This window comes from Methanolobus sp. WCC5 (genome assembly GCF_045690325.1).
Lineage (GTDB): Archaea > Halobacteriota > Methanosarcinia > Methanosarcinales > Methanosarcinaceae > Methanolobus.
The window spans coordinates 901,416-915,589 of the sequence record NZ_CP146981.1; the positions used below are offsets into that span (position 1 = coordinate 901,416).

Consider the following 14,174-nt stretch of genomic DNA (forward strand, 5'->3'; position numbering starts at 1 on the left):
AGACGGAGGCATCAGAACATGACAGAAACAACAACAAAAGGACACCCAATACTTTCTCACAACGCCGACGAGATAGGAGCACTTGTAACCATCATAATCGGGTCAGGAATAGCCGCATACATGCTTGTTACTGGGCAGGACATAGCGGAATCCGGTACTGTAATACTCACCATGATGGTAGGTACTCCGCTTGGCTACCTATTTGGAAAAGCGTGAAGTGGTGATCCATGGCCGACCAACCAGTCACAGTTGAAACATGTGAACTCCGCCGGGAAGAGATTCGCCGATGGGTCAAAGAAGAAATTCGTGACGTTATGGCATGTGTCAATCAGAGTCACGACACACTAAGTGACTGGATGATACGCATTGAGCATAAGATGGAGGAGAACAACCGCCGCTTGAGTGACAAAATTGACCAAAACACAAGGATGCAGGTTGTTCTTATTCTGGCAATTGCATTTGGGGCAATCGGCGTTAGGATGGGGTGGATTTGATGTTCACCCAGTTCAATTACCCCCGAACCATCACAAAGGTCAGTGTCACAGAAGGATACACCAACCAAAGCACTGGTGCATGGGTCCCTGAGATCACCTCAGAAACAGAGATTCAGGCACATGTTGCAGATGTCACCCTCAAAGAACGTCAGTATCTGGATCCTGGTGTAGTCGAGGCCGGTGTTCGCAAATTGATATGTGATTCGTCCGTTTCTCTGATGGTAGGCGACCGCGTCAAGATCACGGAGGAGGGTGACAGTGTGACCGAATGGCTAGTCAACTCAAAGATGTCTGAATCAAACCTGATGGACCAGTATGTTGATGTGTCCCGTATCACGTACTTGATTGTCAAAAGATAAATAAAAATATAAATTATATAAGAGTGTATATGGTAGTATGTTTTTGTGCAAAAAACACGGAAGTGTAGCTGAAACGGATTATCCTGTCATCTGCACTAACGCATGTTCTGACTTCTACAAATGTGACCATCTCAAAATACCTTTTTTGATTCCCACAGTCAATGCTTCCTGCACTGCACCGAAGATTGCAGAAGATGAATTTTGTATTTCAGTATTTCCAACTGTTGAGACCCACGAAGACGCTTACATCAATGACATTGTAAACCATGACAGAAACAACATTAGTATCCTGTGCGAATCCAGATTGTGATAATCTTATCCCGATGACTCGCATTCAGAAGAGGAAGTTCAATTCAGTATATTTTGTCAAATATAGGCAGGTCGCACTTCCTTACTGCTGCAAAGCATGCCAAGAAAAACATCGGAGGGAACTGAATGTTGCGTGTAAGTGCTGATACAGCTGGTACTCTAAAGGCCCTGGACAAACTTAAAGAGAATTTGGGAAAAGGGACGCAAGACAGGCTGGAGCAGGCAGGGGTTTATCTTGAAGGTAAAATGGTAGAAAAGATAGATAGCTGGCTTGGCCCTGCACTGAAAGCCAGGACTATTGCCCGAAAAGGAAGTTCCCAGCCTTTAATTGATACTGGCGAACTCTATGACCAGATAGACCACAAATCAGGTCCTGGATATGTAGAGGTTGGTGTATTTGGATCAAGAGCATTGATTTCACTGCATCACGAATTTGGAGCGCCGAAGGCAAATGTTCCCGAACGGTCGTTCATGAGATCAGCCTCTCGGGAAAACAGAAAACGGATTAAGAAGATTGTCACCGGCAAATAATTCAACTTTCCTTTATATACTCTAACGTGAAACCCTTGCCTGCAGAGAACCTGCATTTCTAATCATGTGGAGCACCCACCATGGCAAGAGCGCTATCAGACACTCAAAAGAGAGCTATTTTCACAAACATCCCTGCATCAATCACAATCGGTGAAGATAATATCAATGCATCGAAGATATGGTCAAATCAGGCCATTACATCTTATCCTACCATCACTATGAACATTTCGACAGATGGCATCATATCTGTAAGGGATGTTTCTGACGGTGTTCTCTATTATTCCTGTACTCTCACACTCCACATTCTCACAGAAAATACATCCAGTTACAACGGTGCCAGGATAGCAGAACAGTTTGCAGCTGACATCTGCACAGAGCTTGAATCCTGGACAACTCCACTAACATCAGACGTTAGGATATTCAACCCAGATGAGGACATCAATTCGATAGGTAACCTGGGTTATGACGAAGGCATTTTCGATTACATTCTTTCTATTACACTCTACCACTCATGAGGGAACACTATGGAAGAAATCACAAAGGGACCAACTACAGAGGAAATCCTTGAGGCTCAACTTCAGATTGCAGAATCTAAGGTTGTTGAGTTACAGGGAAGCAACGCGGGTTTACAGGCACAAATCGATGAGCTCACAAAGCTGATCATGGAAAATACTACAGCACAGACTGTTCTATCAACCGCAGCTGCGGAATTGTCTACTGTTATAGACACGAAGCAGGACAAAATGCTAGAAATGCCAGCCGGCCTCAATGCAACGGAAATTGCAGGATTGAGAGCAGCCAGGCAGGCAGAAATTGACGAGCTGAAACAGAAACAGGACAAATACAAGGCATACATCAGAGGTGAAATATAATGTCAGTAATTGACGGAAGAACGGTCCGCTGGGCCGAATACATTGGTGAAGCTGAACTTGGGACAACACCCGGAAACCCTACAATGGTAGCATTCCCTGGGGATCTCATCGGAATTGATGTACAGTCGGGACCTGAGATGGAATCGTATAAGATCCTCAAAGGTGCTACTGACACAGATCCACTCTCATGCGGAGAATCAGTAAAGACAGGAGAAACACATCAGGTAACAATCACGTTGAAAGTATCGGGGATTACCTGGCTTCCATACATCCTGTTGGGAGCGACCACGTCTACATATGCACCGGGAATTGTATCACATCCTATCAGCATTGGACTTGTAGCAGGCACAGAATACTGTCTCCTTAAAGGCTGTGCGTGGATGTCTGCTATACTTGATTTCCCTGACACCCGGACCGCAGCGACACTCACGCTGACATTCATGTGTATCGAGAAGACCGATTGGAGTGAAACAGACTACAAAGGCACTGGTTCGCATGCGACTGCACCAACTGCAGCACCATACACAATGTCAAGTATCACGCTGTTCGAGTATGATGATGTATCTCCTGACACATCCGATGTCTACCTGGAATCTCTTAAGATATCAATAGAGAATGATATTGAACCAGTCTATGATCTCAGTTCAGATGCAGCCAGCAAGATAGGTGACTGGTCTTTCCTGGCACGGTCAATGCAGGTAGACATGGGCATGTCCATGATAGGCATGGGCGTTCACGATGACATCCTGGACGGCACAGCTCACAAAATAGACTTCACGCTTGGGTCGAAGGCATTTACTTTCTCAAACTTGTACTGGACCAACGCACCATCCGTGAATCTATCTCCTGCATCAAAGGTTGGTATGACCCTCACCAGCGACGGTGAAGCAACCAGGATAGCAATTGCATGATGGTGATCCGATGAAGTGGAAAGACATCACAATATACGATGACCCGCGAAAAGGATCTGTCAAGCGAGTTCAGAATCTCAAGAATCAATGGTACATCCGGAACTTACCACTTGAAAAACTGGACCAGAAGATGACGGTATCGGATGCTATAAAAGATTGTCTCAGCAAGGATCCTGAACTGTTGTTCAAGTTCACCGAGTTCCAGCAGGACGTTGAGGATTATCAGATCCTCATGCTGGCTACCACAATGACTTATGATGAGGTGAAAGCTCTCGAAGACGAGATTACGGTGAAAGAGTTTGATGAACTGGTGAACGCATGCAAGACTGCCATCGGTGGTGGTGTAGATGATTTTTTCGACGAATCCGTTTCAGGTACATTCTCGATGACGGAGACGACCCCGGAGAACCTCGACTATACGAGATCATCCGGCCAGCCTGGTGGTTTGTCGGGAGAGTCAACAGAGCTCTAGATGGTCATCGCAATGAACTGCCTGAACTGTCAGAGTTTTCGATATGTGAGAACATGCATATGACCCCAGGAGAACTTGATATGATTTCGTACGAAACATTCATGCAGTGGAGTATATTCCTGAACAGGAGGGCAGAACACAATGCTAATAGGTAATGTGTCCATCCCTGCAGTCGAAACTTTCAAGGTCGGTGAGATATCACGGCCAATAGAAACAATTCCTGGCCTGGGTCATCGTGGATATGCCCTGGCAGAATTCGGGGCAGAACTTCCACAGGCCGTTCTTGAAGGATCTCTCCTGCAGCTGTACAACACTACCAGAACAATCCAGCAGTACAAGGAGGATGTCGAAGCACTGGCAAACCGGGGAGCTGTCTACAATTCTGTCACCAACGTAAAGGGAAGGACCGGATGGATATCCGCAATCTCAATAAACGTGGACGATAGTCCTGGTGTGTTCTGGCCATTCTCTCTGGAAGGAATATGGTTTGATGCTTCTCAGTACTCTTCAGAACTTGCAGCTGATCCAGTGACCATGGCCAATTCCTTTGGGATCTCCGGGGAGTATGACCTTGGGACCATTGAAGCGGCTACAGATGTTCAGTGTTTTGATGGATCCACTGAGATCTTCTCACCATTCCACCTGTTCGCGGGCAATTGTGTCATCAAAAACGGGCTCTATCAAGTCACTCTCGCAGCGAATACAATCACGATTTCGTACTGGGATACTGATCAGTATGTGAAAATAGATGATTTCACGACAGGTACCTTCAGTAGGGTTACGCTGGAAGAAATCAACAATGATTTTGTAAAGTGCAGGACCTCAAATGGAATAACAATTACTGTGGAAAGGGGTAGAGCCCCCTACGTGTCTACCCCGATTCCACTTTCTTGTTCATCTCTTATTCCCTCGGACCAGACTACTTCCGTAGACAATTATCTTACTTTGGGAATCGGCCTATATGTAGCTTCCGATATTGCAATGTCGATAGCTTCGAATACCATCAGTGCCGGGAACCGGTGGATATTCCATACTGAATCAGATGTAGCTACTGTTGCGGCGGGCTGTCTTGTGAAAAGCAACCTCCACAGGGATATCGTGAGGTTATAAAATGGTATCAGAAACGATTGAAAAGACGGTAATTAGAATCGAAGCCGATGTCAAAAACGCACTGAACGAAATAGATAAGGTCAAAAGGGAAATCGGTGGCGTAGAAACAGAAACAGACAAGGCATCAAGTGGAACTGGCAAAGCATCCGTTGCAATGAAAGCGGCGTGGGCTGCTGTGGGTGCAGCCGTGGTGGCCGCAACTGCTGCTGTTACGGCCTTCACCATATCAGCTGTCAAAGCATCGTCCCAGGTTGAACAGTATCTTGTCTCGCTAGGTGTCCTGTATCGCTCTGAGCAGGCAGCTGCAGAACAAATGCAGTGGATATTCGAGTTTGCAAAGAGCACTCCCTTCGAGATTTCTGGGCTGGTAGATGCAACTATTAAACTGAAAGCATTTGGTCTTGAGGCGCAGAATGTTCTCGAGGTGCTGGGTGATACTGCAGCTGCAACATCAAAGCCAATCGATCAAGTTGTCAATGCATATGGCCGTCTTAATGTCGGTGATACCGGACAGGCAATTGCGATGTTCAGGGACATTGGAATTAATCTGAAGAACATCGAAGAGCTTGAGTTTGATGCGCGCGGGGCATTGGTCACACCCCTTGAACATGCCATGCCGCTTGTCAAACAGTACCTCGAGGAAGAGTTCGGGGGGCTGATGCAAGCACAGTCAGAAACAGCAAAGGGCATAGGATCAAACATCAAAGACTCTATGTACCAAGCGGGGCTGGCATTTGCAGGGTTTGAACAGGAAACCGCAAAGTTCCAGGAAGGATCATTGTTCATGGAAATGAAAGGTGGTCTGCAAGGAGTACTTGATATTCTGAGCAAAATTGATTTTGAAAAAATCGGTGATGGTATCACGAACTACTTGAAAGCTTCTATGGATCAGATAGATGATTTTAGGAGAGGACTAAAGGGTGTTGATCTATCCGGATTTACCAGAATGTTGAAACTGTTTGGAGCTGTATGGTGGGAAATGTTCCAGCTCATCGGCAAGTACAACATATATGAATACATCGGAAAGGCTGTGAAGGTGGCTACCAATGCCATTAATGGTTTTTTGAATATTTTAGTAGATGGGTACGTGGGTGCAATAAACACAGTGATAGACAGTCACAATAAACTAGTGCCTCTCCTTCAGAAAGTAGGGATGGATATTGATTATATTAATCGCCTGTCTGTAGATGGCATGCTTTCAGGATTTCTCCGGAAGGCAGATGATGAGGCAAAGGGGGCAAAGGATTCAGTTGATGATTTGGCTAAGTCCGTCACTGAGCTGTCTGATGTCTCCTCAAATGCAAAAATACCAGGTTGGGCGGGCCAGAGCGACTACATCAGAGAACGTTTGAAAGAGACCGGCGGTCGTAATATCGGCGATCTCCTGGGGATGGCTGGAGTCTCGTCAAACATCGGCGGCAATCAAACTGTAGGGTCGCTCACATCGGTGAACAACAATCAAAATATTGTCAATCCGAACGCATCACTTGTGGATATCAATCGCTCAGGATTCAACACAATCGCATCAAAACTTGATAGTGTTGTCAATGCCGTGAACAACATCAATATCAATGTTAGTTCGGGTGGCGGATTTTCGTCTGGTGTGTCCTCCCGGGGCGGCACATCACCCAACGACGTAATTGCACACAAAAAAGAAAGTATTCTTGGGGTAGGACAGGTCAGGCTGAGGTATTGATATGAGAGGATATAAAGATTTTACATGTGTGAAATTTTCGGAATCTGAATTCACATGGGGCGGCAGCACATTTACCGGACTGCTGCTCGACTCTGGCGACACTGTGCCCACCAATGTTTCAACAACAAATGTGATTTCGTCTACATCAAAAAACAGCGGGTCTGGCACACAATCACATAGTTTCATGTCTCCCGATGTATTCGACGTTGTATCTGCAATCGACGGGACTGCATATGGCAGTTTTCGACTGTATGTCAGCGTTGCTAGTACAGGAACTGGGTCAGCTAATGTAAGAATAACCAGTGTCGATATCAAAATTGAGGCAATCGATTCAGATGGCAATTCAAGAATATTATCTTCGAACAATGTATGGACAGGAACACACCTAGCGAATCTCAATGAAACAAAATACTTGGGAATAATGTACTGGTTCAGCGTGTCGAAACAGGAAATTGCGTACAACGAGAGATTAAAACTCTCAATCGAATATGACTGGACACGGTCGGATTCCCTTAACCAGACGTCGATGACGCACGGAATCACGTGTTCTCCCGTTGACAGAGACATAACACTTTCGATACCATTCCTGGTGTGATACTATGACCATATACCCTAACATACTCTACCACCCAGATTCAGACACAACCGTATTCATAGATACCCTGCAACAGATAGGTAACAGTGCATCTGCGGATGTAATCACGTATCAAAGTTCCCTCGATGGATCTCTCAAGGCATTCACCCGTGGTTTGGGTGCTCGTGAAATTCCGCTCATGGGAAAAATTAGTTCAGACAACGTTGACACTCTCCGGAGACAACTACAGTACCTCAGAGGAAAACAGGTCTACTTGATGTTAGGTGCTCAGAGCCTTGCAACGGTTGCACGTATCCGGTCATTTGATATGCCGGTTGAAGTGAGGACATACATCCCATTGGCATTGGATGTTGTCGCGGAGAGTGATACTGAAGGAAGATTCTGGGAAGCAGAAGACACAACTCTCACGATAGGAGGGGGTGCATCTGTAGCAGTAGACTCGACAGCGTCGGGTGGCAGTGCGGTTGGTATCAGCGCACTGAACGCAGGATGCTATACAAGTATAGTACAGTCCGAATCGGAGCTTCCTGAAGGTAATTACACCGCATTTGTCAGAGCAAAAGATGCAAACAACATTGCCGACGATTTGGAAATACAACTATATAATGTCACAGAAGGCGGGGTTCACACCTCGTCAAATGAGACACTATCCAGCACATATGGTATGTACACGATGGATTTCACAATTGATTCGGATGATGCCGGGGATTCGTTTACATTAGGCGCATTCAAGGATAAGGTCAACGTCAATTTCGTAATTATTGACTTCTTCGGATTCGTGAAACTATGATTGCCGAGATATTGAATATCATATTCCCGGCTCCTCGGCAGGTCTCAACAGAGAGGATCTACAAACCATATCTCACCAATATGCTGAGAACAAAATTTCCAGATGCAGATATCAGATTATCGGATACATCGTTCAAACTTGTCGATGTCAGGCAGTTCAAATTGTTCCTGGGTCGCAACACCACAAATCACAGGCCGTATATCAAGGAGATCCATGATTGTGACGATTTCTCTTTCGTATTGAAAGGAGACGTTACCAGGTGGGACTCAGACCTTGCATTTGGGATAGTATGGGCTATCAGTCCAGAGGGAACCTACCATGCACTGAACATCATGGTAGGGACAGACAAAGAAGTATACTTTGTAGAGCCCCAGACGGACGCAGTGTTGCAGGTTTCACATGAGTGGGTTGTCAGATTTATTTTGATGTAGAGATTCTATGGACGGGAGGAATATCAAGGCGAGGATCGTTTCATGAGTATTGAGACTGGTGACAAAGTAATTTGTGTAAGAGGACTTAGTGAATGGTACGACAATATATAGGAAGAGTGTGACAGAGTCCGGCATGGGAACATGGGTCACAGCCAATATCAGCATTTCACCGGTCACCAACCCGTCGTTGACAATCATTTGTGATTGTCCTATAACATATCATGGGCAATTCACACAGAATATCCAGAACCTGGGCTTCTCGTAAATTAAAGATTATAGTTTTTTATGTTTCTCTTTTATATCAGATTTTTTCCTAAGCATGGGTTTCCAAATTATTATGTTGATAACAATCAAAATTAACAAAGCAATAACCGCTAAAGGATTCGGTTTTTGGATTTCAATCTCGATATACCCAGTGTTGTTTCCAGATATTATTTCCTCATTTCCTTGATTCATTCCATCAATTGCTTTTACTGTATATGAAGTATTATTGTAAACACCAAGAGTTACAAAACAGAGTCCAGACTCGTTGGTTTTCAGTTTAATAGCAGTACCAACAACTTTCTTAGAGGTTCCGTTATGATTCATTTTAATAGTAATAGTGCAATTTGGAACGATTTCGCCATCATTGATGGATTTTATCATGATTGTTTCTGTGTTTGGGATGTAATGGACTGTTCTGTCTTCTGATTGAATCCCGTTTTCAAAAACATAGACCGGACCAAGCAACCGAGATTTACTGTAGCCAAAGTAATTGTTTAAAGGGGGTGAATAATTAAATCCAGAATCTGCAACATACCACTCACTATCGTTTATGAGAACCTCCGACCATGCGTGATTTTCAGTACCTCCATTGAAATGTATGAATCCGTCAACCCTAACATTTCTGCTGGTCATTCCTGTTCGATTTGCCATATCTTCAAAGACTATAGCAAATTCACCACAGTTTCCTTTATTTAAAAACAAATACCACCCCGGGTCTCCTGAGATGTGTCGAATTAAAAAATCAGTTGCTTTAAACCTTCCAGAAACCAGGGCAAATTCTTGACGTTGCCATTTTACAATATTCTGTGCGATTTCAATATCATTCGATGATTGAAGCAATATATTTTCGCTTGTTTTGTTTAAGTATGCATCAATATGATCAGCTGCATAAAGATTGTAAATCGAATACGAATAAGCAGCTTGTATCAAGAGAAAAAATACACACAATAAAATGGCCATTACTGAAAACATAATCAGCAAGATTGCTTTAGTATAGTTGGATTTGTAATCTAATTTAATAGGAATAAGATTTCTTTTTTGTATAAACCAACTTTTTAAATCCACAGTAATTGTTATTTAATAAAAGTAAAAATAGTTTACGTTTGTGTGTAGTAACTATCACATCAATTTCCTGAACATCTCTGGATGTTTCTTGATATATTGAGAAGGTATATAACTGTTTTAATGTAACAATTTTAGGGACGGAAGGAGTTGAAAAAATAAAAAGGAAGTGTTAAATATGTGAGAACTTAATCTCATAAAAAAGATAGAAGGGTGTGATGGAGGAAAACTACCATCCTTCTATCTTCTAGCCATTTTTGGCGAAGCCACTCTCACTTCTTATCTAAGGTCGGTTTGGTTCATCCCCACATGTGTGAGGAACTCGTCTTGACTTTAGAAACCCCCGTTTCATAAAGACTTAATGCCCATATTATATTCTGATGTACTTTTATTTAAGGATATCATTTACAAGAATTGCATACACTATTTCTTTTAAGCTGGTCTCAGACCCACATCAAACAGAAGATCGAATTCACTTTGATGTGACTCCTTTGAGTCCGATCTCCAGCGCACGTATACGTGCTTCGTACCTGTCATTCATCTCTTTCTGTTCATCCAGTTTCCGGATGAGCATGCTATGTTCATCATCCTTCTGCTTCAGGGCCTCTTTGAGTTCGAACTCTTCAGAAACTATGAGATGAGGAACAAACCTGATGTAGATCTCCTTGAGCTTTGCGATATCTGGCCGGTAGTATGCATCTTTTGTGGCACCGAGAGAGTGGCCCATAAAGTATTCGACCATGTCACCATCACAACCGGCATTCTTCAATATAGAGTTGAATAACTTGCGCATGTTGTGGCTTCGGATAATGTTGAACTCGGAAATGCTTGTATCCTTTCCGGCTTTTGTGGAAAGACGCTGATACATCATGCCGATTGCACGAGGTGTCAGCCTGCGCAACTCTTCATCATGTATTTGTAGATATTCCCTCGGCACGTTTGAACTAATGAACAAAGGACTATCGGGGGTGGTTCTCCTGAGATTAAGTTGATACTCCTTACCACTGCTCTTGGGGTTCCTGTTTCTAAATTCCAGGTACCTCCACACTGCCATGGATGCTTCCGGACTCAGGAACGTGATAAAATCGTGCCCAACCTTTTCCCTTCTCATGTCCAGCATCGTGATCTCTGTCTCGGGATCATATCCTCTCTTGAAGTCCTCCACAGACACCTGGCATAGCTCAGCTGCCCCCATGCCCGAACTATAGCCACACAGGACAATTGCAGCTTCTTTGAGGTTGCATACTTTCAGAACATCTCGGACATCTTCTTTTGTTGGTGTTTTCGTGTTCTCTTTCTTCGGTCTGATTGATTTTTCATTGTTGGGCAGTTGAGGGAAGTCGATCTCAAAGGCCTTATAGAAGGAACTCACAACAGCAACGTTTCTGCGGACGGTGAGTGGAGCAAGGCCCTTATTCTGCAGATGTGCACGAAAGCCAACAACATGCTTTTTTATTCGTCTGCGCCGGGGCAATTTCCCTGCCATCATGTCTTCTTCGGCTTCTTCCAGGAGCTCTTCCGGTTTCATCCTGGTATACTCTGTATACTGCTGCATGCCATACAGGTGGCTTCTGCGAGTGCCTTCCTTGGCATTGATTATATCAAGCCATTCGATGACAGTGGCATCTTCAATCAGTTCAGTGTACTTCATGCTATCAAAAATAATATGTACCACACAATATTAGTAAGTATTCCAATATGTACCACTCCCCTGAAGCAGCAAGATTGCTTGAAGGTGTTGTGGATGTGTTCCTTGCTGACTTTAAGTACGGTAACAATGAATGTGCCCTGAGGTATTCAAAAGTAGAAGATTACATGCAGACTGTCATATCAAACATGAAATATGCTTATCAGGATGCTGAGCTCCTTGTTCGCCATCTTGTACTTCCAGGACACCTTGACTGTTGCTCTGTAAAAATATTAGAATGGATAGCAGCAAATATGCCCGAAATCCGTTTTAACCTTATGTTCCAGTACAGACCCAGGTATCTTGCCTTCATGTATCCTGAAATTAACAGGAACCTGCTGCCCGGGGAAAAGGAGGAAGCTATAAGAATGGTAAAGGATGCAGGACTTAAGGATGTCCTGCTTTAGATCTATTCGACCACGATGAATCCGCCCTTTGTCCAGGGATGGGTCACAATTTCGTACTTGTAGCTGCCCGGTTTTTCAAAGGTGTATGCAAAAGTGTCTCCTTTCCTGAGCGTGGGGGACTGGAAACTGTCCCCTCCCACAATATTGCCTTTTATGATAAATGCCACAGAGTCATTGTTTATCCAGAGTACTGTATCTCCCGGGGCAATAGTAGTTGAATATGGGTGGAACTCATAACTATCGATATATACTATGGCATCTGCCTCTATCGGCTCTGAAACAGTATCATCGGACTTTGGCTGTGAAGTCTGCTCCCCGACACAACCGGAAAAAGACAATATCAGTAACATCAGGATCATGGATATAAGTACAAGATTTTTCATTCTCATAACCTGAACAATTTCTATTCATTAATAATGCTTTTGATGGAATTGCTTTTGATGAAAATTATTTTGGCAGAAGTGATTTTGATGGACTTCAGTTCCTTTCACGCTGCATCAGGTACATTTCCTCAAGACGGCCGATGGTCTCCACATCCTCTATGGATTTGTCGGCCCTCACATTGACAAGACGCGGAAAACGTAAGGCATAACCGGATTCGTAATTGGAGCTTTTCTGTATCTCCTCAAAAGCCACCTCAAAGATCACCTCGGGTTTGATCTCAACCTCTGTTCCCGATTCCACAACGATCAGATCTGCAAACAATTCTGTCAGCTCTGCAAGCTGCTCATCTGAAAAACCAGTAGCAACGCGACCAACAGGCAGAAAAAGACCCGTGTCAGGATCGTGACATGCAAGAGCGTATGAACCAAGGAAGCTTGTACGTCTTCCGTATCCCCACTGAGCCCCGATGACAACAAGATCCAGTGTCTCCATCACAGGTTTCTTTTTCAGCCAGTTCTTACCGCGCTTTCCGGGAGAATAGGCAGACTCAGGATTCTTTATCATCACACCCTCATGACCTGCCTTTAGTGCATCATTATATATCTCCAGGATCTTGCGGGGATCGTCTGTCAGGTACTGGGTATCGACCCGTATCTTATCACTGCTTCTGACGCATTCTGCAAGTCTTGCCCTTCGCTGTACAAGAGGCAGATCGAGCAGCTCCTCACCATTGAGGAATATAATATCAAAAAGGTTCAGTGTGAGAGGTATGTCCCTTGCAGTGGACTGCACATCGTATTTTCTCCTGAAACGTTTCAGTATCTCCTGAAATGCCCTGGGCCTGCCGTTCTCATCAATGGCCACAGCCTCACCATCGAGTATGGCACGATCCGCTATGACATTTTCCTTAACCGCTTCCACTATATCAGGGAGTGAATCCGTGATGTTCTCAAGCCTGCGGGAGAAAAGTGTGACATTGTCACCGTCTTTATGTATCTGGACCCTGGCACCGTCAAATTTCCACTCCACTGCAACAATGCCTATATCTGAAATGGCTGCATCAAGACTTGGCGTCACCTGGGCCAGCATCATACGTATTGGGCGATTAAGCCTGAGGCCAAGGGATAAGACACCATTTCTGCCTTCGGTACTGGCAGTGCTTGCAACAAGTCCCAGGTCGTTGGTCAGCATAAATGCACGCTCGATATATTCTGCGGGCACATCAAAGGCCCTGGAGATAGCATCCCTTACTATGCCTTCGCCCACGCCTATCCTCAGCTCTTCCACGGCCAGACGGGCAATATAACTTACCTCTTCAGGTGAAGCTGCATTGAACAGATACTGGAGATTCTTGATCTTTGATGTCTGGGAACCTTTACCTGAGGCTTTGGAAATGGCTTTGAAACGTTCAAATACCTCAATGATCGAAAGTTCATCCGAACTGTCCAGAAAAGAGGAAAATGTTGCCTGGCCACCGGAAACTTTTTTCAGTGCTCTGACAGCGGTCTCACCGATATCCCCGGTTTCCCTCACAAGTTCCTTTATATCAGAAACTGAAAGCCCTGCTGACTTTGCAAGAGCATTGTAAAGAATACCCGCACCCACACCTATTTCCTCACTGCTCCAGGCAGGAAAGACCTCGCCCATTACAAAGTGGGTCACAACAGGAAGTTCCTCAGGAGTTACCTGTTCAAGTAATTCTGCAACCAGGGCAGTCATATCGAGTGAGCCGGGAGTGGCTTCGATTACCTTACATGCCCTGGCAAATTCTATGAAACCTGTCATTTGCACCCTTTTCCT

The 14,174-nt window shown here is 44.5% G+C and carries 19 protein-coding genes; 15 read left to right on the top strand and 4 right to left on the bottom strand.

Annotation, left to right across the window (positions count from 1 at the left end):
- The first annotated feature begins 18 nt into the window (after nucleotides 1–18).
- The 14 genes from V7O64_RS04305 to V7O64_RS04370 all read left to right on the top strand — a co-directional run bounded on the left by V7O64_RS04305 (nucleotide 19) and on the right by V7O64_RS04370 (nucleotide 8,570).
- Nucleotides 19–216 carry a hypothetical protein gene (locus V7O64_RS04305; RefSeq protein ID WP_407356796.1) on the top strand — a complete coding sequence of 66 codons (198 nt, stop codon included), beginning with the start codon at nucleotides 19–21 and terminating at the stop codon, nucleotides 214–216.
- A gap of 11 nt (nucleotides 217–227) precedes the next feature.
- Nucleotides 228–494 (top strand): hypothetical protein, encoded by a 267-nt coding sequence (locus V7O64_RS04310; protein ID WP_407356797.1) that lies wholly within the window; start codon nucleotides 228–230, stop codon nucleotides 492–494.
- Nucleotides 494–853 carry a hypothetical protein gene (locus V7O64_RS04315; protein ID WP_407356798.1) on the top strand — a complete coding sequence of 120 codons (360 nt, stop codon included), beginning with the start codon at nucleotides 494–496 and terminating at the stop codon, nucleotides 851–853. Before V7O64_RS04310 ends, V7O64_RS04315 begins: the two co-directional genes overlap by 1 nt.
- A gap of 43 nt (nucleotides 854–896) precedes the next feature.
- Nucleotides 897–1,163, top strand: a complete 267-nt coding sequence (locus V7O64_RS04320) for a hypothetical protein (protein WP_407356799.1) — start codon at nucleotides 897–899, stop codon at nucleotides 1,161–1,163.
- Between the two features lie 125 nt (nucleotides 1,164–1,288).
- Nucleotides 1,289–1,693, top strand: a complete 405-nt coding sequence (locus tag V7O64_RS04325) for a hypothetical protein (protein ID WP_407356800.1) — start codon at nucleotides 1,289–1,291, stop codon at nucleotides 1,691–1,693.
- 80 nt (nucleotides 1,694–1,773) lie between these two features.
- Nucleotides 1,774–2,208 carry a hypothetical protein gene (locus V7O64_RS04330; RefSeq protein WP_407356801.1) on the top strand — a complete coding sequence of 145 codons (435 nt, stop codon included), beginning with the start codon at nucleotides 1,774–1,776 and terminating at the stop codon, nucleotides 2,206–2,208.
- Between the two features lie 9 nt (nucleotides 2,209–2,217).
- Nucleotides 2,218–2,565: a hypothetical protein gene (locus V7O64_RS04335; protein ID WP_407356802.1), complete on the top strand. Its 348-nt coding sequence runs from the start codon at nucleotides 2,218–2,220 to the stop codon at nucleotides 2,563–2,565.
- Entirely contained in the window at nucleotides 2,565–3,476 is a 912-nt protein-coding gene (locus V7O64_RS04340) for a hypothetical protein (protein WP_407356803.1), read from the top strand. Before V7O64_RS04335 ends, V7O64_RS04340 begins: the two co-directional genes overlap by 1 nt.
- A 10-nt stretch (nucleotides 3,477–3,486) precedes the next feature.
- Nucleotides 3,487–3,948, top strand: a complete 462-nt coding sequence (locus V7O64_RS04345) for a hypothetical protein (protein ID WP_407356804.1) — start codon at nucleotides 3,487–3,489, stop codon at nucleotides 3,946–3,948.
- 141 nt (nucleotides 3,949–4,089) lie between these two features.
- The gene (locus V7O64_RS04350; RefSeq protein WP_407356805.1) at nucleotides 4,090–5,058 is read left to right on the top strand and encodes a hypothetical protein; all 969 of its coding nucleotides are present in this window, start codon (nucleotides 4,090–4,092) and stop codon (nucleotides 5,056–5,058) included.
- Nucleotide 5,059: 1 nt separating this feature from the next.
- Nucleotides 5,060–6,754 (top strand): hypothetical protein, encoded by a 1,695-nt coding sequence (locus V7O64_RS04355; RefSeq protein ID WP_407356806.1) that lies wholly within the window; start codon nucleotides 5,060–5,062, stop codon nucleotides 6,752–6,754.
- A gap of 1 nt (nucleotide 6,755) precedes the next feature.
- Nucleotides 6,756–7,349 carry a hypothetical protein gene (locus V7O64_RS04360; RefSeq protein ID WP_407356807.1) on the top strand — a complete coding sequence of 198 codons (594 nt, stop codon included), beginning with the start codon at nucleotides 6,756–6,758 and terminating at the stop codon, nucleotides 7,347–7,349.
- A gap of 256 nt (nucleotides 7,350–7,605) precedes the next feature.
- Nucleotides 7,606–8,139: a hypothetical protein gene (locus tag V7O64_RS04365; RefSeq protein WP_407356808.1), complete on the top strand. Its 534-nt coding sequence runs from the start codon at nucleotides 7,606–7,608 to the stop codon at nucleotides 8,137–8,139.
- A complete protein-coding gene (locus V7O64_RS04370; protein ID WP_407356809.1) occupies nucleotides 8,136–8,570 on the top strand; it encodes a lectin MOA-related protein in 435 nt (144 codons plus the stop codon). The genes V7O64_RS04365 and V7O64_RS04370 overlap by 4 nt, the downstream gene beginning before the upstream one ends.
- 273 nt (nucleotides 8,571–8,843) lie before the next feature.
- On the opposite strand, the gene V7O64_RS04375 is transcribed toward V7O64_RS04370, so the two are convergent.
- Together V7O64_RS04375 and V7O64_RS04380 are read right to left on the bottom strand one after the other, a co-directional pair.
- Nucleotides 8,844–9,899, bottom strand: a complete 1,056-nt coding sequence (locus V7O64_RS04375; protein WP_407356810.1) for a transglutaminase-like domain-containing protein — start codon at nucleotides 9,897–9,899, stop codon at nucleotides 8,844–8,846.
- Nucleotides 9,900–10,368: 469 nt separating this feature from the next.
- Nucleotides 10,369–11,547 (bottom strand): tyrosine-type recombinase/integrase, encoded by a 1,179-nt coding sequence (locus tag V7O64_RS04380; RefSeq protein ID WP_407356811.1) that lies wholly within the window; start codon nucleotides 11,545–11,547, stop codon nucleotides 10,369–10,371.
- A gap of 47 nt (nucleotides 11,548–11,594) precedes the next feature.
- Between V7O64_RS04380 and V7O64_RS04385 the strand changes: the two genes are divergently transcribed.
- Complete coding sequence (locus V7O64_RS04385) at nucleotides 11,595–11,990, top strand: hypothetical protein (RefSeq protein ID WP_407356812.1); 396 nt, start codon at nucleotides 11,595–11,597, stop codon at nucleotides 11,988–11,990.
- Between the two features lie 2 nt (nucleotides 11,991–11,992).
- On the opposite strand, the gene V7O64_RS04390 is transcribed toward V7O64_RS04385, so the two are convergent.
- Complete coding sequence (locus V7O64_RS04390) at nucleotides 11,993–12,379, bottom strand: hypothetical protein (protein WP_407356813.1); 387 nt, start codon at nucleotides 12,377–12,379, stop codon at nucleotides 11,993–11,995.
- Nucleotides 12,380–12,467: 88 nt separating this feature from the next.
- Nucleotides 12,468–14,159, bottom strand: a complete 1,692-nt coding sequence (locus V7O64_RS04395) for an ATP-dependent DNA ligase (protein WP_407356814.1) — start codon at nucleotides 14,157–14,159, stop codon at nucleotides 12,468–12,470.
- Nucleotides 14,160–14,174 lie beyond the last annotated feature (15 nt).